This is a genomic window from Streptomyces roseochromogenus subsp. oscitans DS 12.976 (assembly GCF_000497445.1).
Taxonomy (GTDB): Bacteria; Actinomycetota; Actinomycetes; order Streptomycetales; family Streptomycetaceae; genus Streptomyces; species Streptomyces oscitans.
This window is the reverse complement of record NZ_CM002285.1, coordinates 8,322,569-8,344,719: the sequence shown is the minus strand read 5'-3', so window position 1 is coordinate 8,344,719 and position 22,151 is coordinate 8,322,569. Positions and strand designations below refer to the sequence as shown.

Annotated in this window: 13 protein-coding genes; 12 read left to right on the top strand and 1 reads right to left on the bottom strand. The window is 72.4% G+C overall.

Translation table 11 applies throughout. The annotated features are described in order from the left end of the window. Window positions 1-166: 166 nt before the first annotated feature. Window positions 167-2,971: a DEAD/DEAH box helicase gene (locus tag M878_RS85775; protein WP_078630688.1), complete on the top strand. Its 2,805-nt coding sequence runs from the start codon at window positions 167-169 to the stop codon at window positions 2,969-2,971. Continuing rightward, entirely contained in the window at window positions 2,968-4,281 is a 1,314-nt protein-coding gene (locus M878_RS85770) for an SWIM zinc finger family protein (protein WP_023552645.1), read from the top strand. The genes M878_RS85775 and M878_RS85770 overlap by 4 nt, the downstream gene beginning before the upstream one ends. Before the next feature lie 48 nt (window positions 4,282-4,329). Here M878_RS85770 and xylA read toward each other — a convergent pair whose 3' ends face one another. Then, window positions 4,330-5,496, bottom strand: a complete 1,167-nt coding sequence (gene xylA, locus M878_RS85765; RefSeq protein WP_023552644.1) for a xylose isomerase — start codon at window positions 5,494-5,496, stop codon at window positions 4,330-4,332. 134 nt (window positions 5,497-5,630) lie between these two features. On the opposite strand from xylA, the gene xylB reads away from it, so the two are divergent. The 10 genes from xylB to M878_RS85715 all read left to right on the top strand — a co-directional run bounded on the left by xylB (window position 5,631) and on the right by M878_RS85715 (window position 22,130). Further along, window positions 5,631-7,085, top strand: coding sequence for a xylulokinase (gene xylB, locus M878_RS85760; protein ID WP_023552643.1), 1,455 nt, complete (start codon window positions 5,631-5,633; stop codon window positions 7,083-7,085). Window positions 7,086-7,120: 35 nt separating this feature from the next. Further along, window positions 7,121-8,329, top strand: coding sequence for an ROK family transcriptional regulator (locus M878_RS85755; protein WP_023552642.1), 1,209 nt, complete (start codon window positions 7,121-7,123; stop codon window positions 8,327-8,329). Between the two features lie 307 nt (window positions 8,330-8,636). Continuing rightward, entirely contained in the window at window positions 8,637-10,121 is a 1,485-nt protein-coding gene (locus tag M878_RS85750) for an APC family permease (protein ID WP_023552641.1), read from the top strand. Window positions 10,122-10,268: 147 nt separating this feature from the next. After that, the gene (locus M878_RS85745) at window positions 10,269-11,282 is read left to right on the top strand and encodes an acetamidase/formamidase family protein (protein ID WP_023552640.1); all 1,014 of its coding nucleotides are present in this window, start codon (window positions 10,269-10,271) and stop codon (window positions 11,280-11,282) included. A gap of 292 nt (window positions 11,283-11,574) precedes the next feature. Continuing rightward, window positions 11,575-12,219, top strand: a complete 645-nt coding sequence (locus M878_RS85740) for an N-acetylmuramoyl-L-alanine amidase (RefSeq protein WP_051430336.1) — start codon at window positions 11,575-11,577, stop codon at window positions 12,217-12,219. 58 nt (window positions 12,220-12,277) lie between these two features. After that, the gene (locus M878_RS85735; protein ID WP_023552638.1) at window positions 12,278-13,585 is read left to right on the top strand and encodes a GAF domain-containing protein; all 1,308 of its coding nucleotides are present in this window, start codon (window positions 12,278-12,280) and stop codon (window positions 13,583-13,585) included. A gap of 56 nt (window positions 13,586-13,641) precedes the next feature. Then, window positions 13,642-15,165: an aldehyde dehydrogenase gene (gene adh / locus M878_RS85730; protein WP_023552637.1), complete on the top strand. Its 1,524-nt coding sequence runs from the start codon at window positions 13,642-13,644 to the stop codon at window positions 15,163-15,165. A 266-nt stretch (window positions 15,166-15,431) separates the two neighbouring features. Next, window positions 15,432-15,818 carry a hypothetical protein gene (locus M878_RS000000101525; RefSeq protein ID WP_158692827.1) on the top strand — a complete coding sequence of 129 codons (387 nt, stop codon included), beginning with the start codon at window positions 15,432-15,434 and terminating at the stop codon, window positions 15,816-15,818. A gap of 943 nt (window positions 15,819-16,761) precedes the next feature. Further along, window positions 16,762-20,724 (top strand): Pls/PosA family non-ribosomal peptide synthetase, encoded by a 3,963-nt coding sequence (locus M878_RS85720; RefSeq protein WP_023552635.1) that lies wholly within the window; start codon window positions 16,762-16,764, stop codon window positions 20,722-20,724. Next, window positions 20,721-22,130 carry a M1 family metallopeptidase gene (locus M878_RS85715; protein ID WP_023552634.1) on the top strand — a complete coding sequence of 470 codons (1,410 nt, stop codon included), beginning with the start codon at window positions 20,721-20,723 and terminating at the stop codon, window positions 22,128-22,130. The genes M878_RS85720 and M878_RS85715 overlap by 4 nt, the downstream gene beginning before the upstream one ends. The last annotated feature ends 21 nt before the right edge of the window (window positions 22,131-22,151 follow it).

The following is a 22,151-nucleotide window of genomic DNA, read 5'->3' as shown; positions in this document are numbered from 1 at the left end:
CACGACGTCAGTATGCCCGGGTCGCCCTCGCCATGCTGTACCGTCGGCGACTCCGGCTCAGTAGTCAAATTTGAGGAGTGCGGGCAGAGCTGTGCAGACCATCCCGACGGCACTACCTTCCGAACTTTCCGAACTTTCCGAACTGGCCCGATGCTGCACGACGTTCATGCCGTCCGACCCCGCTCGCACGGGCCGGATCGCGTTCTGGCGGCTGGACGGCAAGGTCCCTCCCGTCGTCGCCGACGGATCGCCGGCGGAATGGGACATCGTGATGCCCACGGCGGACGGCGGCGTCGAGCCGGTCCGTACGCCCGCGCTCCTCATACCCCTGAACCGCGCCCTGCCCTTGCTCGCACGCGCGCGTGCACTGCCGCAAGGGCACCGCTCGTCCGTCTTCTGGCGTGCCGCCTGCCAACTGGCCCTGCACTTCCTGGCGCGTGGCCTGCTGCTGCCGGGGCTCTCCCCCAGCGATCACGACGTCTGGCGGGTGGCCCCGCTGTCCGCGCGGGACTCGGAGCTGATCCGCGAACTCGCCGCCGCCATGCCGCCGGAGGCCCACGCGGTACCGCTCGCGGCCGAAGGGCCACCCCGGCTGCCGGACCCGGAACGGCTGCTGCGCGCTTTCCTGGACGCGGTCGCCGACGTACTCCCACGCTCCCCCGCGGCCCCGTCGGTGACCGATGGCCCCGCGTACGCGGTACACGAACCGCAGCACTTGCCCGCCCTGCGGGCGTGGGCCGACGAGATCGCCGCCGGCCATGACGCCGGTGTGCGGCTGTCGCTGCGTGTGGAGGTCTCCGGGCTCGACGACGTCGCACAGGGGGACGACGCTCCGGTCCGGTTCCGGGCGGTACTGCAGGTGCAGGGCGTGAGCGGAGCGGCGGACGTCCTCGACGCCGCCGCCCTGTGGACCGGTGAGGGAGCCATACACGAAACGGCCGGTCCACGCGCGCGTGCCGACGCGTTGCTGGCGCTGCGCCGCGCCGCCCACGCCTGGCCGCCGTTGACACCGCTGCTCTCCGCCGCCGTACCCGACTCCGTGGACCTCGCCGACGACGAGATCGCCGAACTTCTGGGCACGGGCACGCGGGCTCTGAGCAAGGCGGGAGTCGACGTGCACTGGCCGAAGGAGCTGTCGCGCGACCTCACGGCCCACGCGACCGTCGGCCCGCCGGACGACGGCACGGCCGCCCCGCGGGATGCCACGGCGCCCGCGTCGCTGCTCTCGCCGGACGCCACGGTCGGCTTCAATCGGTGGTTCGCGCTGGGCGGGCGGGAGTTGTCCCGGGAGGAGCTGGACCGGCTCGCCGAGGCCAAGCGTCCCCTGGTGCGGCTGCGCGACAGATGGGTCCTCGTCGACCCCCGGCAGGCACACCGTGCCCGGACTCGTCAGGACCACACCCTCGCCCCCATCGAGGCGCTGGCCGCCGCTCTGACGGGCTCGGCGCAGATCGACGGGCACCAGGTCGACGTACGGTCGTCGGGGTGGCTGGAGCGGCTCCGGGAGCGCCTCACGGACACCGGGACGGCAGACACGGTCGGGCAGCCGCCCGGCCTGGCCGCCACCCTGCGCGCGTACCAGCTCCAGGGCCTCGACTGGCTGGCCCGCATGACCTCCCTCGGCCTGGGCGGCTGTCTGGCTGACGACATGGGCCTCGGCAAGACGGTCACGCTGATCGCACTGCATCTGCACCGGCAGAGGGACACCTCGTCCGCCGGTCCCACGCTCGTCGTCTGCCCGGCCTCCCTGCTCGGCAACTGGCAGCGAGAGATCGGGCGGTTCGCTCCGGATGTGCCGGTGCGCAGGTTCCACGGGCCCGGGCGCGCTCTCGGGTCCATCAGGGAAGGGGAGTTCGTCCTGACGACGTACGGCACGATGCGCCTGGATGCCGAGCGGCTCGCCACCCAGCCCTGGGGCATGGTCGTGGCCGACGAGGCGCAGCACGTCAAGAATCCCTACTCGTCGACCGCGCGGGCGCTGCGTTCCATCGGGGCACGCGCGCGCGTGGCGCTCACCGGCACCCCAGTGGAGAACAACCTCACCGAACTGTGGGCCATCCTCGACTGGACGACTCCCGGCCTGCTGGGCAGCCTCGGCACCTTCCGCGCGCGCTACGCGCAACCCGCCGAGGGCGGTCTCGACCCCGTCGCGGCACAGCGGCTCGCGAGGCTCGTGCGGCCGTTCCTGCTGCGGCGGCGCAAGTCGGACCCCGGCATCGCCCCCGAGCTGCCGCCGAAGACCGAGAGCGATCACCCGGTGACCCTTACATCCGAACAGGCGGGACTGTACGAGGCGCTGGTGCGCGAGACGCTGGACCGGATCGCGGCAGCCGACGCCATGGCCCGCCGGGGACTGATCGTGCAGTTGCTGACCGGGCTGAAGCAGATCTGCAATCACCCGGCGCAGTTCCTCAAGGAGGACGAGCCGCGGCTCGCCGGGCGCTCGGGGAAGCTGGAGCTGCTCGACGAACTCCTCGGCACGATCCTCGCCGAGGGTTCGGGCGTGCTCGTCTTCACCCAGTACGTGCGCATGGCCCGCTTGCTCGAACGGCATCTGGCAGCCCGTGGGGTGCCTTCGCTGCTGCTGCACGGCGGGACCCCGGTCACCGCGCGCGAGGAGCTGGTTCGGCGCTTCCAGGACGGCGAAGTACCGGTGTTTCTGCTGTCCTTGAGGGCCGCCGGGACGGGCCTGAACCTCACCCGGGCCGAGCATGTCGTGCACTACGACCGCTGGTGGAATCCGGCGGTCGAGGCCCAGGCCACCGACCGCGCGTACCGCATCGGGCAGACGCGTCCGGTGCAGGTGCACCGGCTGATCGCCGAGGGAACCTTGGAGGACCGGATCGCGGACCTGCTCAGCCGCAAGCGGGAGTTGGCGGACGCGGTGCTCGGCACCGGCGAGGCCGCTGTGACGGAGCTGACGGACGCGGAACTGGCCGCGCTGGTGGAACTGCGCGGGGAGGCACGATGAGCAGCTACGACGACGAGCACGGCCGCGCGGCGGAGCGCACGTTCGCCGTGCCACCGCCCGCGCGCGGGCGTGGGTTCGCGCAGAGCTGGTGGGGCCGCGCATGGCTGCGGGCCCTGGAGGACGCCGCGTTGGACGGTGCCGCGGTCAAGGCGGGCCGCCGGCTCGCCCGCGCGGGAGGCGTGGGCGCGGTGACCGCGCGGCCGGGCCGGGTCACCGCCGTCGTACGCGAACCCGGCGGCGCGGCCCACCGGGCCGACGTCCTCGTGCCGCAGCTGTCCGAGGAGGAGTGGGGACGGTTGCTGGACGTCACCGTGGAGCAGGCCGGGCACCTTGCCGCGCTTCTCGACGGAGAGCTGCCGCCGCATCTGATCGAGGACGCCGCGGTCGGCGGTGTCGAGCTGCTGCCAGGCCTGGGCGATCTGGAGCCCGAGTGCGACTGCGGGACATGGGACCACTGCGGGCACACCGCCGCACTGTGTCACCAGGTGGCGCGACTCCTGGATGAGGATCCGTTTCTGCTTCTGCTGCTGCGCGGGCGCGAGAAGGACGCGTTCCTGGCGGAACTGCATCTGCGCAGCACTGCGCCCCGCACGACGCCCTGCACGTCCGAAACCGCGGGCGTCGACGCGGCGAAGGCGTGGGCAGCCGGGGACATCCTGCCTCCGCTGCCCGAGCTGCCCGGACTCCCGCAGGCACCGGGCGCGCCGCCGCCCCTCACCACCGGGACGGCACCGGCGCCCGGGATCGATCCCTCGGCACTGGAGCACCTGGCGGGCCGAACCGCCGTGGAGGCGTACCGGCTCCTTGCGGAGACCCTCCGCCGGGATCCGGCGGCCCTCCGCTCAGACCCCTGGGACGGCGCCGCTGTCACGGCCGCCCAGGACGCCGTACGACTCGCGTGCGGGGCACCCTCCGAGGCCGCAGCCGAGCGGCTCGCCCAGGAGTCGGGCCGCGGCCGCGCCGGGTTGGCGACGGCTGTCCGCGCCTGGCGCGCCGGGGGTGCGGCAGCGCTGGCCGTGCTCGACGAGGAGTGGCAGGTGGAGGGCCTGGCGCTCGCACGCACGCGTGCTGCACTCGAAGCGGCCTGGGAGGCGGACGAGCGGCCGCCGTTCCACAGAAGCGGCAACCGATGGATCGTCCCGGGCGAAGGGGTCCAGCTGCGCCTCGGTCAGGACGGCCGCTGGTGGCCGTATCGCGACGAGGCCGGGTCCTGGGTCCCCGCAGGCGGACCGGACCGTGATCCGGCGACGGCGCTGGCCACGGCACGGCTCACCGCCGATCCGGGAGACACAAAGACTTCTGACACTTAGGGAGGGCCAGGAGGGCGGCGCGTGCGGCAGCCCTCCCGGCCCCCGCCTTCAGCCCCTCGCCCCCAGCAGGTGGTCCATCGCGAGCTGGTCGAGACGCTCGAACGCCATGCCCCGCGCGGCCGCAGCCGCCACGTCGAAGTCCTCGAAGGCGGCGCGGTCGGCGAGCAGGGCCTGCAGGCCGTCGGCCGCGGTCGGCTGGGCCAGCTGGTCGAGCCGTGAGGCGCGCAGCGCCTTCTGGACCTCCGGATCGGCACGGAAGGCGGCCGAACGCTCCTTCAGGATGAGGTAGTTACGCATGCAGCCGGCCGCCGACGCCCACACGCCGTCGAGGTCCTCGGTTCGCGGCGGCTTGAAGTCGAAGTGGCGCGGCCCGTCGTAACCGGCGCTCTCCAGCAGGTCGACCAGCCAGAAAGCCGCCCTCAGGTCGCCGGCGCCGAAGCGCAGGTCCTGGTCGTACTTGATGCCGGACTGGCCATTGAGGTCGATGTGGAACAGCTTGCCCGCCCACAGAGCCTGCGCGATGCCGTGCGGGAAGTTCAGACCCGCCATCTGCTCGTGCCCCACCTCCGGATTGACGCCGTACAGCTCGGGGCGTTCCAGGCGCTCGATGAAGGCCAGCGCGTGGCCGACAGTGGGCAGCAGGATGTCGCCGCGCGGCTCGTTCGGCTTGGGCTCGATGGCGAAGCGGAGGTCGTAGCCCTGGCAGGTGACGTACTCGCCGAGGAGGTCGAAGGCCTCCTTCATGCGGTCGAGGGCGGCGCGTACGTCCTTGGCGGCGCCGGACTCGGCGCCCTCGCGGCCGCCCCAGGCGACGTACGTCTTCGCGCCCAGCTCGACCGCCAGGTCGATGTTGCGGATCGTCTTGCGCAGCGCATAGCGGCGCACGTCGCGGTCGTTGGCGGTGAACGCGCCGTCCTTGAAGACGGGGTGTGTGAAGAGGTTCGTGGTGGCCATCGGGACGGTCATGCCGGTCGCGTCCAGGACCTGACGGAACCGCTTGATGTGCGACTCGCGCTCGGTGTCCGAGGATCCGAAGGGGATCAGGTCGTCGTCATGGAAGGTCACCCCGTACGCGCCGAGCCCGGCCAGGCGCTGCACCGTCTCGACCGGGTCGAGGGCGCGGCGGGTGGCGTCGCCGAACGGGTCCCTTCCCTGCCAGCCGACGGTCCACAGGCCGAAGGTGAACCTGTCCTCGGGGGTGGGCTGGTAGCTCATGCCACGGCTCCTCGCTGCGTACGACTATTTCGTCATGGCCGTTTACAAATTAGTATGCGCTCGCACCTCTGGGAAGAGACAAGATGTCTTTGTCCCCGCAGAGTCGCGGAACGTCGCGGAAAAGGGAGAGCTCGATGTCAGCAGCCGAGGGTCCGCTCGTCGTCGGCGTGGACACATCCACCCAGTCCACGAAGGCACTGGTCGTCGACGCGGCCACCGGCGAGGTGGTGGCGAGCGGCCAGGCCCCGCACTCCGTGTCCTCCGGTGCGGGCCGCGAGAGCGATCCGCGTCAGTGGTGGGACGCGCTGTGCGAAGCCTTGCGCCAGTGCGGCGACGCGGCGCACGAGGCGGCGGCCGTGTCGATCGGTGGCCAGCAGCACGGCCTGGTCACGCTGGACGGGCGGGGCGAGCCGGTGCGTCCGGCGCTGCTGTGGAACGACGTGCGCTCGGCACCGCAGGCCCGCCGGCTGGTGGAGGAACTGGGCGGACCGAAGGCCTGGGCGGAGCGCACCGGCAGTGTGCCCGGCGTGTCGTTCACGGTCACGAAGTGGGCGTGGCTGGCCGAGCACGAGCCACAGTCGGTCCGCGCGACGAAGGCGGTACGGCTCCCGCACGACTACCTCACCGAGCGCCTGACCGGGCAGGGCACGACCGACCGCGGCGACGCGTCCGGCACCGGCTGGTGGGCGTCCAGGACGGAGACGTACGACGCGGAGACCCTCGCACATGTCGGTCTCGACCCGGCGCTACTGCCCCGGGTCGTGCGGCCAGGAGAGGTGGCCGGCACCGTGCGCGACAGCCATGACCTGCCGTTCTCCAAGGGAACGCTGGTCGCGCCCGGCACTGGCGACAACGCGGCGGCGGCCCTGGGCCTCGGCCTGCGGCCCGGCACCCCGGTGCTCAGCCTCGGCACGTCCGGCACGGTGTACGCCGTCTCCAGGAACCGCCCGGCCGATCCGACCGGCACGGTGGCGGGGTTCGCCGACGCCCACGGGGACTGGCTGCCGCTGGCCTGCACCCTGAACTGCACGCTCGCCGTGGACCGCGTCGCGGCGCTGCTCGGCCTGGACCGCGAGGCGGTGGAGCCGGGTGGCTCGGTGACCCTGCTGCCGTACCTGGACGGCGAGCGCACGCCGAACCTGCCGAACGCCTCGGGCCTGCTGCACGGCCTGCGCCACGACACGACGCCCGGGCAACTGCTGCAGGCCGCGTACGACGGTGCCGTGCACGCGCTGCTCGGCGCGCTCGACCTCGTCCTGGACGAGGACGCGGACCGCAGCACCCCGCTGATGCTGATCGGCGGCGGGGCGCGGGGGACGGCCTGGCAGCAGACGGTACGGCGGCTGTCGGGGCGGCCGGTGCAGGTCCCGGAGGCCAGGGAACTGGTCGCCCTCGGCGCCGCGGCACAGGCCGCCGGTCTGCTGACCGGCGAGGACCCGGCCGCGGTGGCCCGCCGCTGGCACACGGCCGCGGGCCCGGTGCTGGAGGCCGTGGAGCGGGACCAGGAGACCCTGGAGCGGATCACCGGGGTACTCTCCGACGCGGCCCCGCTGCTGGAGCGGAGGACGGACACCACGCCGCGCGCATGACGCCGGCCGGAAGACACCGAGGATCGACTTCAGGCATGACCGCACCGCTGCACGAAGCCCGCCCGCCGGGCGCCGGCCGCGCCCTGCCGGACACCCAGCAGGGCATGCGCCGGCGCAACCTGGCCCGCGTGCTGCATGCCGTCAGCGCCGAGGGTTCACTGTCGCGGGCCGCGGTCGCCTCGCGCATCGGGCTGACCCGGGCGGCGGTGTCGACGCTGGTGGACGAGCTGATCCGGTGGGGGCTGCTGGAGGAACTGGGTCCGGAGCGGCCGGGCCGGGTGGGCCGGCCCGGGTCGGCGCTCGCGGTGAGCGGCCGCGGTCCGGCCGGGATCGGGGCCGAGATAGGCGTCGACCACCTCGCGGTGTGCGCGGTCGATCTGCGCGGCGAGGTCCGCGCGCGGGCCGTGCGGCACACGGCGAACCGGGGCCGGGCGCCTGGACCGGCGGTCGAGGAGCTGACCGAGCTGGTGCGCCGCGTCGTGGCGGAGGCGGAGCGGGAGGCGTTGTGGCCCGCCGGGCTCGCGGTCGCCGTGCCCGGACTCGTTGCCCGGGACGGCCGTACTGTCGTCCGCGCCCCGAACCTCGACTGGCACGACACCGACCTCGGCGCCCTGCTTCCGGGTGACTGGCCGCTGACCGTGGACAACGAGGCCAACTACGGTGCGCTCGCGGAGTTGTGGCTCGGTGACGGCACCCCGCGCGACTTCCTGCATGTGTCGGCCGAGATCGGCATCGGCGCGGCGGTCGTCGTGGGCGGCGGACTGCTGCGTGGCACCCGCGGCTTCGCGGGCGAGCTGGGCCACGTACCCGTGCGGCCGGACGGGCCGCTCTGTCCGTGCGGCGGCCGGGGCTGCCTGGAGCAGTACGCGGGCGAGGAGGCGGTGCTGCGCGCGGCGGGGCTGGAGCCGCGCGAGGACCCGGTGGGCCTGCTCGCGGGGCGCGCCGACCAGGGCGACGAGAGCGTACGGGCGGCCCTGCGGGACGCCGGAACAGCGCTCGGCATCGCCCTGACGGGGGCGGTGAATCTCCTCGACCCCGAGACGGTGGTCCTCGGCGGCGCCCTGGCCGGCCTCTCCCCCTGGCTGCTGCCGTCCCTGGAGACGGAGCTGACGAGCCGCACGGCGGGCCCGCCCTGCCCGGTGACGGTGTCCCGGCTGGGCCCGGAGGGCCCCCTGCTGGGCGCGGCGCACTCGGTCGTCCGGGGTGTGCTGGACGATCCGGCCGTGGTGGCGGAACGGCCCTGAGATCCCCTGTGCCAGGGCCTGCCGCTGAGCGCCGAATACGACCGGCGGGAGGGTCTGCCGCTGCGCCGGGCTGGGGACAACCGGCCCGGTGACGGCTGATGTTCACCCGAACGGGTGGCCGGGTTTTCCACAAGAGGGTGCTTCTCCACGGAACCGGTGCGGGCTCTTCTGCGCAACCCACCTGCGCCGTACCGTGATTCACGCGAGGCGCCAGCAGACGAATCGTCAAGATCAGCTGATGCCGAATGGTTGACGGTATTTCACACGCGTCGGGTGGCAGCGGGCTGACAGACATCGGGGGACGGACATGGACGAGGAGACGACCGGGGCGCTGCGGCGCGACGCCGTCGGGTTGCGCGAGGTGCTGTTCCAGAGCGTGACGGCGATGGCCCCGGCCGCCGCGGTGGCCGCGTCGATTCCGGCCGGTGCCGCCTTCGCCGGTGGCAGCCTGCCGCTGGCGGTGCTGATCGCCCTGGTGGCCTGTCTGTTCACCGCGTCCTGCGTGGCCGAGCTGGCCAGGGAACTGCCCGCGGCGGGCTCGGTGGCCACGTATGCGGCGCGCGGCCTGCACCCTGCCATCGGCTTTCTCGTCGGCTGGGGCTATGTCTTCGTGGAGATGCTGGTTCCACCGCTGCTGCTCCTGCAGCTGGGCTTCACGGCGGCGGGCACGCTGCACGAGGAGTGGTCCTCGTATCCGGCGGATCTGTGGTGGCCGTGGTCCCTGGCGGGCGCCGGTGTGATCGCCGTCGCCGGCTGCCTGGGCGTCCGCGCCTCGGCCCGCTTCGGCACCGTCCTCGGCGTCTTCGAGATCGTTGTCTTCCTCGTGTTCGCAGTGCTGCTCATCGGTAAGGCCGGCGACGCCAACACCCTGTCGGTGTTCGGCACTTCGCACACCGCCGACGGGTATGCCGGGATCAGCGGCGTGTTCGCCGGGTCCGTGTACACGGTGCTGGCCTTCGCGGGGTTCGAGGCGGCGGCGCCGCTCGCCGAGGAGACACGCGACCCCCGGCGGACGATGCGCCGCGCGGTCCTCGGAGCGGCTCTGGGCATCGGGCTGTTCTACGTGCTCACGACCTATGCGATGACCGTCTCCTTCGGTCCGGACCGGTTCGCGAAGTTCGGCGCCTCGGGCGCGGCCTCCTGGGACGGTGTCGCCCGAGCCTCCTTCGGTCTCTTCTGGGTGCCGGTCTTCCTGGCGGTGATCAACTCCACGATCGCCAACGCCAACGCGTGCGCCAACGTCTCTACCCGTACGGCCTTCGCCCTGGCCCGCATCCGGGTCCTGCCCAGCCTGCTCGCCACACTCCACCCCCGGCGCCGCTCCCCCGTCGCCGGTATCGCGCTGCAGGCCCTCGTGGCCGTCGGGGCGGTGCTGGGGCTCGGTTTCGGCTACGACCCGGTGACCGCGTTCCTGCTGCTCGCCACGGTGGTCGTCACAGTCGTCGTCGGTGTCTACATCGTCGTGAACCTCGCCTGTACCGGCTATTTCCTGCGGGCGGGCCGGGCCGACTTCAAGCCGCTACGGCATCTGCTGTTCCCGGTACTCGGCACGGCGGCCTTCGTCCCGGCCCTGCTGACGGCCGCGGGGATTCCGGCGTTCGACTTCGTCACCGAGCTGACGCCTCCGGTGTCCTACGCCGGCCCGATCGTCGGCGTCTGGATGGCGGGAGGCGTTGCAGTGCTCCTTCTGCTGATACGGCGTCACCCCGAGCGCATAGCCGAGACCGCGCGGGTGCACCTCGACGCATACGACCCGACCGACGACCGACAGGACGGAACGGTGCCGCGCTGACCTGCCCACGCCCCGCCTACGGCCTCCCCTCCGACCCGCCGACGCCGCGCGGCTGAGACACCCCTCCGCAAGCCCGTCGGCCCGGAGCGGCCGCAGCCGCGGGTCCCGTCCCACGACCGCCCCCCGTCAGAAGGGACCACCTCGACGATGACTGACCCCCTGATCCTTACCGTGCGCCCGGAACCGGACGCATACGCCTGGACGTTCGGCGGCGCACCGCCCATGGCGCGGATCGCACCCGGCACGGTTCTCGACCTGTTCACGGAGGACTGCTTCGCCGGGCGGGTGCGCTCCGAGAAGGACCTCGTCTCCGAGGTCTGCGAGTTCCCGTTCCTCAATCCGCAGACCGGCCCGTTCCATATCGAGGGCGCCGAGCCCGGCGACACCGTGGCCGTACACTTCGTGTCGATCGAACCGGCCCGGGACTGGGCAGCGTCGACGACGGTCCCGCTCTTCGGCGCACTCACCTCCACGCACACCACGGCCACGCTGCAGCCGCCGCTGCCGGAGCGCGTCTGGATCTGGCGGCTGGACCGTGCGCGCCGCACCGCCCTTTTCCAAGCGCAGGACAGCGACATCGAGGTGGAGCTGCCCCTGGACCCCATGCACGGGACGGTCGGCGTGGCCCCCGCCAATCTGGAGGTCCGCTCGGCCCTGGTCCCGGACGCCCACGGCGGGAACATGGACACGCCCGAGATGCGGGCCGGCGTCACCTGCTATCTGGGCGTCAATGTCGAGGGCGCCCTGCTCAGCCTCGGCGACGGACACGCCCGGCAGGGCGAGGGCGAGACCTGCGGCGTGGCCGTGGAGTGCGCGATGAACACCGTGGTGGTCGTGGACCTCCTCAAGGACATCGCCACGCCGTGGCCCCGACTGGAGTCGGACACCCACATCATCTCGACCGGCTCGGCCCGCCCCCTGGAGGACGCGTTCCGGATATCGCAGCTCGACCTGGTGCAGTGGCTGGTGCGCGACTACGGGTTCAGTGCGCCGGACGCGTACCAATTCGCAACCCAGGCGGTCGAGTCACCGTTGGCCAACGTGTGCGACACGAACTACACGTGCGTGGCCAAGCTCCGCAAGGAGTGGCTGCCGGCCCGAGAGACGTACCGCGGTGTGCATGCGCGGCTGCGGGAGACCGCCCGAGCGCTGCGCGGCTGAGGCCGACCACGTCCCCGTAGGCGTCGCGGCAGGCGACTCGCGACAGGCCTCTCGGCAGGCGACTCGCGGTGGGCGTCGCCGCGGGCGCCCAGCGGTTGGCGTCCCCGCGGGCCGGGGCACCCTCCCCCGCCCTTCGGATCCCGGCGCTCACGACTCCTGACACCCCCGCAGCCCCGGCCCCCTAACAGCCCCCGGCAACTCCCACGACTCCCGAAGTGGTCACGACGCCTGAGGCCCCACGTTCCCTGACACCCCCTCACCCCCACATCCCGAAAGGCACCCGCCGATGGACATGGACCCGGCCGGTACGGCACAGCCAAGAGAGACGGCACAAGCGGCGAGCCCGGCGCTGCCGCGTCTGAGCAGGCGTTGGCTGTTGAAGGGGACGGCGCTCGCAGCCGTTCCCTATGTGCTGCTTCCCGATCCACGAGCCGATGCGCGGTCCGCGAGCGTCGACTACCCGCCCGCCGACTGGCAGCCGGCGAGCACCTCCAACTACACGGCGTCCGAGCGCCCCGACAGCTACGCCATCGACCGCGTGATCATCCATGTGACGCAGGAGACGTACGCCAACGCGCTGGCGATTTTCGCCAACCCGGAGAAGCAAGTGTCCGTGCACTATCTGGTCCGCTCGGCGGACGGGCACATCGCCCAGTGCGTGCACGAGGCGGACATCGCGTGGCACGCGGGCAACTGGGACTACAACACCCGCAGCATCGGTATCGAACACGAGGGATGGGTGGACCAGCCCGCCTATTTCACCGACGCCCTCTACACGCAGTCGGCAAAGCTCACGGCGGCTATCTGCACCAAGTACGGCATCCCGAAGGACAGGGAGCACATCATCGGCCACTACCAGGTGCCCGGTACCGACCACACCGATCCGGGTCCGAATTGGGACTGGGTGCGGTACATGAGACTGGTCAACTTCGCCTAGCCGGAAGACGATGGGTCGCAGTACCGACATCACCGTTTCACCGTCTGGGGAGGCCGAGTTGACCGATCCGTGGGTGGCTCTGGAACCGGGAGCCGACCCCGCCGAGCGGGTGCGTGTGCTGCGCCGGGCGCACGAGACGTTCACCAGGGTGGGCACGGTACCGCGCCCGGTGCGGTCGGTGGTGGCGGAGTCTTGGCGGCGCAGCGCACGGGCCGGAGTCGGGCCGGACGGCACCGCCAGCGTCGAGCTGACCGACAGCGACCTCGGCGCCTACCGGGCGGAGCACCCGCTGGCCAGGGTGATGCCGCTGTTCCGGGAGCTGATGGGCACGTTCGCGGCCGACGGCGAGCATCTGCTGGCGGTGTGCGACGCGCACGGCAGGCTGCTCTGGGTCGAGGGACACCGGGCGACCCGGCGCCGGGCGGACGGGATGAACTTCGTGCCGGGGGCGCGCTGGTCGGAGAGCGCGGTCGGCACCAACGCGCCGGGCACCGCGGTCGCCGTTGACCGGCCGGTGCAGGTGTTCGCCACGGAGCACTTCATACGGCGGGTCCAGCCGTGGACCTGCGCGGCGGCACCGGTGCACGATCCGCGCACCGGCCGGGTCCTGGGCGCCGTGGACATCACCGGCGGGAACGGGCTGGCGCATCCGCACAGCCTCGGTTTCGTGCAGGCCGTGGCGCGGGCCGCGGAGGCGCAGCTCGCGCTGCTCGCGCCGCCTCGGACCGCCCCGGACACGCCGCTGCTCAGCGCGCTGGGCCGGGACGAGGCCGAGCTGGTCCTGGACGGCCGCCGGGTCCGGCTCAGTCGCCGGCACAGCGAGATCCTCGTCCTGCTCGCCCGGCATCCAGAGGGGCTGACCGGAGAGGGGCTGTTGTGCGCGCTGTACGCGGACGAGTCGGTGACCCCGGTCACCCTGCGTGCCGAACTGACGCGGCTGCGCAGGCTGCTGGGGCCGGGGCTGCTCGCCTCGCGGCCGTACCGGCTCACGGCAGCGGTCGAGTCGGACGTCACCGTGGTGGAGCGGCGGCTGGCGGCGGGGGCACTCACGGCCGCTGCGGAGGCCTACACCGGCCCGCTGCTGCCCGGTTCGCAGGCACCGGCGATCGTACGGCTGCGGGAGCGGATCGCCGGCGGGCTGCGCACGGCGCTGATCGCGCACCGCGATCCGGACCTGCTGGCGGACTGGGCGCACGCGGCCTGGGGCGAGGACGATGTGGCGGTGTGGCGGGCGCTCGCCGCCGTGCGGCCCACCGCCCCGGTGCGGGCCCGGCTCACAGCGCTGGAGGGCGAGTTGACGGCGCCGTCCGGCCGGATACCGGGGCGGACCCGCGGCGCAACGTACTTGCAACGTCCGCCCGGCTAGCCTCGCGCCGACCGCTGCCCAACGGCGGGCAGCGCTGCACCGGGAGGCAGACCAGCATGACTCGTTACGCGGCGCCGGGCACCCAAGGCGCGATCGTCTCCTACCAGGCGCGCTACGACCACTTCATCGGCGGCGAGTACGTGCCGCCGGTGCGCGGGCAGTACTTCGAGAATCCGTCGCCGGTCAACGGGCAGCCGTTCACCGAGATCGCGCGCGGCACCGCGGAGGACGTCGAGCGGGCACTGGACGCGGCGCACGAGGCCGCGCCCGCGTGGGGCCGAACGTCGGCGGCGGAGCGCAGCGACATCCTGCTGAAGATCGCCGACCGTATGGCGGCCCACCTGGAGCCCCTGGCGGTGGCCGAGAGCTGGGAGAACGGCAAGCCGGTCCGGGAGACGCTGGCGGCCGACATCCCGCTGGCGATCGACCACTTCCGCTACTTCGCGGGGTCGATCCGCGCGCAGGAGGGGTCGCTCGCCGAGATCGACGACGACACGGTGGCGTACCACTTCCACGAGCCGCTCGGGGTCGTCGCGCAGATCATCCCGTGGAACTTCCCGATCCTGATGGCGGCGTGGAAACTCGCGCCGGCGCTCGCCGGGGGCAACGCGGTCGTCCTCAAGCCCGCCGAGCAGACCCCGGCCTCCATCCACTACTGGGTGAGTCTTATCGCCGACCTGCTGCCGCCGGGCGTGCTGAACATCGTCAACGGCTTCGGTGTGGAGGCGGGCAAGCCGCTGGCGTCGAGCCCGCGGGTGGCGAAGGTGGCGTTCACCGGGGAGACCACGACCGGGCGGCTGATCATGCAGTACGCCTCGGAGAACATCAAGCCCGTCACCCTGGAGCTCGGCGGCAAGTCCCCGAACATCTTCTTCGACGACGTCTGGGCCCACGACGACGACTTCCGGGACAAGGCGCTCGAGGGCTTCACCATGTTCGCGCTCAACCAGGGCGAGGTCTGCACCTGTCCGTCCCGGGCGCTGATCCAGCGCGGCCACTACGCGGACTTCCTCCAGGCGGCGGTCGAACGCACCCGGCAGATCAAGCCGGGCCACCCGCTCGACACCGACACGATGATCGGCGCCCAGGCCTCCAACGACCAGCTGGAGAAGATCCTCTCCTACCTGGACATCGGCCGGCAGGAGGGCGCGAAGGTACTCACGGGCGGTGAACGCGTCGAGTACGACGGCGAGCTGAAGGGCGGTTACTACGTCCAGCCCACGATCTTCGAGGGCGACAACCGCATGCGGATCTTCCAGGAGGAGATCTTCGGCCCGGTCGTCTCGGTGGCGTCCTTCGACGACTTCGACGACGCCATCAAGATCGCCAACGACACGCTGTACGGACTCGGCGCGGGCGTCTGGACGCGAGACGCCAACACCGCCTACCGCGCGGGCCGCGCGATCCAGGCGGGCCGTGTGTGGACCAACTGTTACCACGCCTACCCGGCGCACGCGGCGTTCGGCGGCTACAAGCAGTCCGGGATCGGCCGCGAGACGCACAAGATGATGCTGGAGCACTACCAGCAGACCAAGAACCTCCTCGTCTCGTATTCACCGAAGAAGCTCGGCTTCTTCTAGAGGCACGAGAGAAGGCGCCTGACCTGGGCGTTTGCCCATCAGGCGCCTTCCGCTGGGCCCGCTCAGCACAGTGTGTCACGGTGCCGGCCTCCTGCAATGCGTTTCGTCCTGTCCTCGTCCTGCAGATACCCAAGGGGCGCCCTGGCCCGAAGCTGGTCACAGGTGCGGTTGGCGAGGGAGCCGGCCCTGGACTTCCTCTCCTGGACGGAGAGTCTCGATCTGCCGGACCAGGCTCAGGCTCTCGCCGGCCCGGACTCCTTCGCGTCGTGGCGGACGACAAGGACACGTGGAATGCGGGGGTGGAAGTTGGTCGCCAAGGCCGCACGGGTGGCACGGTGGACTCACGCTCACGCACCACACTGTCCGCCGGGCGACCGGCGGGCGCGTGGATACCGGCGGCGCTATCGATGGAGCTGGCGACGTTCTGGAACCGCCACCGGCGGGCGTTGGCCCACTTCTACGGCGTCCCGAGGACGATCGTCCACGACCGGACCAAGACGGTCGTGCGCCGTCACGTCGCCCCGGGCGAGGTGGTTCCCGTGCGCCCGGAGGCGGTCGCGTTTGCCGGGCACTACAACTTCGCATCGTCCGTGATCATGTGCCGGCCGGGCGGTCCTTCGGCTCGGTCATCGGGCTGGACGCGGCCTTCGTGAACGGGGTGCCGTTGCGGCGGGCGCGGGACCACCGGCACGCACCTGGAGGTGATCGGTCTGCTGGCCAAGCGGGATCACGCTGCCCTGCGGCCGTTGCCGAAGCGGCCCCATCTCGTCGCTGACCGGCATCCGCGGTACGGCGTCAAGGACTGCCTGGTCGCATTCGAGGCCAGTCTGTATCCGGTGCCGACCCGACGGGTTCGTTCCCGGCAGTTGTTCGGGTCAGGGCCGGCGGCGACACCGTCTCCCCGCATCTGCTCGCGCCGGACCTGAGCGGGTCCACGCTGCTGGCGCTCCACCTGCGAGCATGCCCGCGGGAGTTGGGCCGTGGACGAGTCGCACCGGGACGGCCTGCTGAACGGCACGAGCCGCCGCACCACCGACCAGGTTCCCGACCTCGCCCTCCGGCCCCGGCAGGACGGCCCCTGCGACAGCCCGCTCCACAACCTCCACAACCGGCCAGCGCAGCCCGAGTCCGGGCACCGTGTGAGTGAACTGGTCACTGCCCGACTGCGGTCCACCGCCGCCAAGGTCGGCCTGCCCCACAGCGGCACCAGCACTGCACCTGTTGCCCTCCGGAGCGGCCGAAGATCGCAACTCCCCCCGGTACACCCACGGACTCGCCCTCCGGACCAGATATGTCACCGCGACACCATGAGTTCAAGCTCAGTAAAGTGCTGCGAACCAGTTACATGACTTCGGCAAGAACTCCGCCAGAGAATCCGAACCATTCTCACACCACCTTCTTTCCGGGGCAGAAGACAACGCACAACCACTGAAACCAACACCCCTCGCCCTGGTTTGCAGTTCATCAATTTCGGCCCATGATTAGGTTGTGAATCAATTGCAATGGGTTGGTGAACCATCTTGTGACGTAAGGGCATCTGACACCGCGTAAAGCAACAACCCAAGCCCGTCGGGGCCGAACACCAGAGGCACGACATTGTCTTCGCCCGCACTCGATGCGCCTCACCCTCCCCACAACCCGCCCGGCGACCGGGCGCTGTTCCGCTCCGGGGCAGCTGCGTCGCCGCGCACCCTCATCGACGTCCTGCAGTCCACCGCCGCCATACACCCGGACGTGCCCGCCCTGGACACGGGTACCGAGATGTTGACCTACCGTCAGCTGTGCGCCGAGGCCGACCGCCGCGCACAGCGGCTCGCCGTACTGGGAATCGGCCCCGGCGACCGGGTGGGAGTCCGGGTCCCGTCGGGTACCGCGGAGCTGTATCTGTCGATCCTCGCGATCCTGTACTGCGGAGCGGCCTATGTGCCGGTCGACGCCGACGACCCTGAGGAGCGTGCCGCCACTGTCTTCCGCGAGGCGGGCGTGTGCCGCGTGCTGGGGCCGTATCCGCAGCCCGTGGACCTTGCGCCACCGTGCGGAGCCGCGGTGGACCGCGGTGCGCCCGCGCCCGGCGACGACGCGTGGATCATCTTCACGTCCGGTTCGACCGGCGCGCCGAAGGGCGTGGCCGTCACCCATCGCTCCGCCGCCGCCTTCGTCGACGCCGAGGCGGACCTGTTCCTGCCCGGCCGGCCGCTGGGCCCCGGCGACCGCGTCCTGGCAGGGCTGTCCGTCGCCTTCGACGCCTCCTGCGAGGAGATGTGGCTGGCCTGGCGCTCGGGCGCCTGTCTGGTGCCGGCCGAACGCTCACTGGTGCGGGCCGGCCACGAACTCGGCGGCTGGCTCGACGAGCGTGACATCACCGTCGTCTCCACCGTCCCGACCCTGCTGGCCATGTGGCCCGAAGCGGCGTTGCGCCGGGTCCGGTTGCTCATCCTCGGCGGCGAGGCCTGCCCTCCCGGCCTCGTCGAACGGTTCGCGGGGCCTGAGAGGGAGATGTGGAACACCTACGGCCCCACGGAAGCCACCGTCGTGGCCTGCGCCGCCCGGCTGGAGCCCCGGCGTCCGGTCCGCATCGGACTGCCGCTGGCGGGCTGGGAGCTGGCCGTGGTCGACGAGGCCGGGGAACCGGTGGCGTACGGAGAGCAGGGCGAGCTGGTCATCGCCGGCGCCGGAACCGCGCGCTACCTCGACCCCGTCAAGGACGCGGAGCGCTTCCGGCCATGCCCCGCCCTCGACTCGCCGCGCGCCTACCGCTCGGGCGATCTGGTGCGCGCCGACGCCGAGGGACTGGTGTTCCTGGGACGCGTCGACGACCAGGTCAAGCTCGGCGGACGGCGCGTCGAACTCGGCGAGATCGACGCGGCCCTGCTCGCCCTGCCCGGGGTGCGCGGGGCGGCCGCAGCCGTACAGTCGACGGCGGCCGGCGCACAGGTGCTGGTGGGCTACGTCGTCCCGGAGCCGGCCCGCGACGGACAGGCCGTCTTCGAGGCCGACAAGGCCAGGGCACTGCTGAGCGAGCGGCTGCCCGCACCGCTGGTGCCGCTGCTGGCCGAGGTGGCCGATCTGCCCACGCGTGCCTCGGGGAAGGCCGACCGGAAAGCCCTGCCCTGGCCGGTGCCGCTCGCCGACGGCGAGGGTGCCGGTGGCACGGTTCACCAGCTGCACGGAACGGCCGCGCGGCTGGCGGACGTCTGGGAGCAGCTGCTCGGCCTGCGGCCCGGCCCCGACAGCGACTTCGTGGGGCTCGGCGGCACCAGTCTGACCGCGGCACGTATGGCGTCGGTGCTGCGCGAGGAGTATCCGGGACTGTCCGTCGCCGACCTCTACCGGCACTCGGTGCTGCACCGCATGGCCGCCCACCTCGACTCCCTCGCCGGCACTGCGGAGGCCGTACAGCCGGCCCGGCCGGTACCCCGGCGGACCGCCGTCGTGCAGTTCTTCGTCTCCCTGGCCGGCTACGCGATCACGGGGCTGCGCGGCCTGGTCGGCCTGGCGGCGGCGGACGACGTGCTCGGCTGGGTGGCGCCGCACAGCTGGGCTCCGCACACATCGTGGTGGCTGATCCTCGTGGGCTGGGCGGTGCTGTTCAGCGCGCCGATACGCTGTCTGATCGGGGCGGGCCTGGCCCGCGCGCTGGCCGGCTCGATCACTCCGGGCGCCCATCCGCGCGGCGGAGCGGTCCATCTGCGGCTGTGGAGCGCGGAACGGGCGGTGGCGGCGTTCGGCGTCCCGTCGCTGCTCGGCACCCCGTGGGCCGCGCGGTACGCCCGGCTCCTGGGCTGCGGGACCGGGCGGGACGTGCGGTTGCACACCATGCCCCCGGTGACGGGCCAGGCCGAGCTGGGCGACGGATGCAGCGTCGAGCCCGAGGCGGACATCGCGGGCTGGTGGCTCGACGGTGACACGCTGCACATCGGCCGGATCTCCATCGGCGCGGGCGCTCGGGTGGGCCACCGCAGCACGCTGCTGCCGGGCGCTGTCGTGGGGCGCGGTGCGGAGCTGACCGCGGGCAGCTGCCTGGACGCCCGGATCCCGGACGGTCATGTGTGGACCGGCTCACCGGCCCGGCCGGCCGAGCCCGCCGAACGCATCGCCGGCGCCGGGTGGCCCGCGCCGCCGCAGGACCGTCGGCGCCGCTGGCACCTGGCCTACGCGCTGTCCCTCACCGTGCTGCCGCTGCTGTCCCTGCTGGCGGCGGCGCCGGCGCTGTTCGCCACCTGGCTGCTGGTGCGCCACACCGCGACGCTTTCCGGGGCGGCCCTGAAACTGCTCGCCACCGCACCGCTGTTCGCGGTGACGACCACGGTGTGCGGGATGCTGATCAGCGCGCTCACCGTACGCCTGCTGAACCGCTCGATCACACCGGGTCTGCACCGCGCGGACGGCGGGGTGGCCTGGCGCGCGTGGCTGGTGACACGCATCCTCGACGGCGCCCGGGGAAGCCTGTTCCCCCTCTACGCGAGCCTGGCCACGCCGTACTGGCTGCGGCTGCTCGGCGCGCGTGTCGGCCGCGGCACCGAGATCTCGACCGTGCTGCCCCTGCCGTCGCTGCTCCAGGTGGACGACGGGGCGTTCCTCGCCGACGACACGCTCGTCGCGCCGTTCGAACTGCGCGGCGGATGGATGCGGTTGGGGCCGGTGCGCATCGGCTCGCGGGCGTTCGTCGGCAACTCGGGGATCGTCGACCCCGGCCGCGACGTCGCCGACCACGCCCTGGTGGGTGTCCTCTCCGACGCGCCGGCGCAGGGCGAGCCCGGGATGTCGTGGATCGGGCGGCCGGCGATGCCGTTGCCCCGGGTGGCCGGTGCCGCCGATCCGGCCCGGACGTTCGCGCCGCCCCGGCGGCTGGTGGCGGCCCGCGCGGCCGTGGAGCTGTGCCGTCTGCTGCCGGTGATCATCGGCACGCTGCTGGCCGAGGGCGTGCTGCTCACCGAGCAGGAAGCCCTTGACCTCGGCGGCCTGCCTCTGGTCGCGCTCGTCGGCGCTCCGCTGCTGCTGGCCGCGTCCCTGGTGGCCTGTCTGACCACGACCGGTGCCAAATGGCTGCTCGTGGGCCGCTTCCAGCCGGGCGAGCGTCCGCTGTGGTCGTCGTTCGTGTGGCGCAACGAGCTGTTCGACACGTTCGTGGAGGTGCTGGCCGTTCCGTGGGGGGCGGGAGCGCACCTGGGGACGCCCGCACTGAACTGGTGGCTGCGCAGCCTTGGCGCACGCATCGGACGCGGGGTGTGGTGCGAGACCTACTGGCTGCCGGAGACCGATCTGATCCGCCTGGACGACGGGGCAAGCGTCAACCGCGGCTGCGTGCTGCAGACCCACCTCTTCCACGACCGGATCATGCGGATGGACACCGTGCACCTGGCGGCGGGCGCCTCCCTGGGCCCGCACAGCATCGCCCTGCCCGGCACCACCATCGGCACCGGCGCGTCCATCGCCGCGTCGTCCCTCGTGATGCGCGGTGAGACGGTGCCCGACGGCACCCGCTGGGCCGGCAACCCCATCGCCGGTGTCTCCGCGACCGGCACCGCCGCACCGCTCGCCGGAGGTGAGGCGGCGTGACCTGGTGCAGCCGGCGGACGCTGATCCGCGGCGCGGCGCTGGTGCCGTTGGCCGCGACGGCCGCCGACGAGGGGGCGAGGCAGGCCGAACGCTACTTTCCGAGCCACGGAACGTACGGCCACCGCACGCTCTCCTACGACCTGCACCTGGCGTACGACCCTGCCGCCGGCACGCTCGACGGCCGGGCCCGCATCCAGGCGGTGGCGGACCGGCCGCTACGGCAGGTCGAGCTGGATCTCGCGGGCCTGACCGTGCACGACGCCCGGATCGACGGGGCCGTCGTCGGTCCGGGCCGGAAACGGAACAAGCTGGTCCTGCCCGTGCGGCGCCCCATCGCGGCGGGCACGCCCTTCACCATGGAGATCGGCTACGGCGGCCGGCCCGGCCCGGTGCGCACGCCGTTCGGGCAGATCGGCTGGGACCGTACCGGCGACGCCAACGAGGGGACACTGGTGGCCGCCCAGCCGCTCGGTGCCCCGTCGTGGTTCCCGTGCAACGACCGTCCGGACGACAAGGCCGAGTTCACCTTCCGGGTGACCGTGCCGCGCGGTCACCACGCGCTCGCCAACGGCGCTCTCGTGGACCGGAGCCGCAGGGGGCCCACCGAGTGCTGGACGTACCACCACCCCGGCCCCATGGCTCCCTATCTCGCAGCGCTGTACACCGGCCGCTTCACCCACGACACCTGGGAAGCCCGGGACACCTCGACCGGCCGCCGGGTCACCGGCCGCGACGCGTACCCCACCTATCTGTCCCGCCGGGCCCGGTACGATCTGGCCCGCCAGCCCGCCATGTTCGAGGTGTTCACCGGCTGGTTCGGGCCGTATCCCTTCGAGACCTACGGCGCGGTCGTCGTGGACGCCGAGCTGGACCAGCCCGTGGAGAACCAGACCGCGTCCGTCTTCGGGCGCAACCACGTGGACGGCGCCCGGACGTGGGAGACGCTCGTCGCCCACGAACTCGTCCACCAGTGGTACGGCAACAGCGTGAGTCTGCGGGACTGGCGCGACATCTGGCTGAACGAGGGCTTCGCCACCTACGGCGAATGGCTGTGGTCGGAGCACATCGGCGAGGACTCCGCGGACACCATCGCCCGGGCGGCCTGGCACACGCTGGCGAGGAGGCCGCAGCGCCTGCGGATCGCCGACCCCGGACCGGACCGCATCTTCGACGACCGCGTCTACAACAGGGGCGCGTGTACGCTCCACGCCCTGCGGCTGACGCTGGGCGACGACCGCTTCTTCGCCCTGCTGCGCGGCTGGCACCACGCGCACCGCGGCGGCAGCGCCGACACCGCCGCCTTCATCGCCCATGCCGGCCGGTACGCGCCGACGGCCGTCGAGCCGGTGCTGCACGCGTGGCTCCACGAGAAACAGCTGCCGCCCTTGCCACCGGCACGGTCCTGAGTCCGGGTGCCAGACGGTCTC

What these genes read in the sequence shown, in the direction of transcription:
- M878_RS85775 (WP_078630688.1), top strand. Translation starts at nt 167, where the DNA reads ATGCCGTCCGACCCCGCTCGCACGGGCCGGATCGCGTTCTGGCGGCTG.
- M878_RS85770 (WP_023552645.1), top strand. Translation starts at nt 2,968, where the DNA reads ATGAGCAGCTACGACGACGAGCACGGCCGCGCGGCGGAGCGCACGTTC.
- xylA (WP_023552644.1), bottom strand. Translation starts at nt 5,496, where the DNA reads ATGAGCTACCAGCCCACCCCCGAGGACAGGTTCACCTTCGGCCTGTGG.
- xylB (WP_023552643.1), top strand. Translation starts at nt 5,631, where the DNA reads ATGTCAGCAGCCGAGGGTCCGCTCGTCGTCGGCGTGGACACATCCACC.
- M878_RS85755 (WP_023552642.1), top strand. Translation starts at nt 7,121, where the DNA reads ATGACCGCACCGCTGCACGAAGCCCGCCCGCCGGGCGCCGGCCGCGCC.
- M878_RS85750 (WP_023552641.1), top strand. Translation starts at nt 8,637, where the DNA reads ATGGACGAGGAGACGACCGGGGCGCTGCGGCGCGACGCCGTCGGGTTG.
- M878_RS85745 (WP_023552640.1), top strand. Translation starts at nt 10,269, where the DNA reads ATGACTGACCCCCTGATCCTTACCGTGCGCCCGGAACCGGACGCATAC.
- M878_RS85740 (WP_051430336.1), top strand. Translation starts at nt 11,575, where the DNA reads ATGGACCCGGCCGGTACGGCACAGCCAAGAGAGACGGCACAAGCGGCG.
- adh (WP_023552637.1), top strand. Translation starts at nt 13,642, where the DNA reads ATGACTCGTTACGCGGCGCCGGGCACCCAAGGCGCGATCGTCTCCTAC.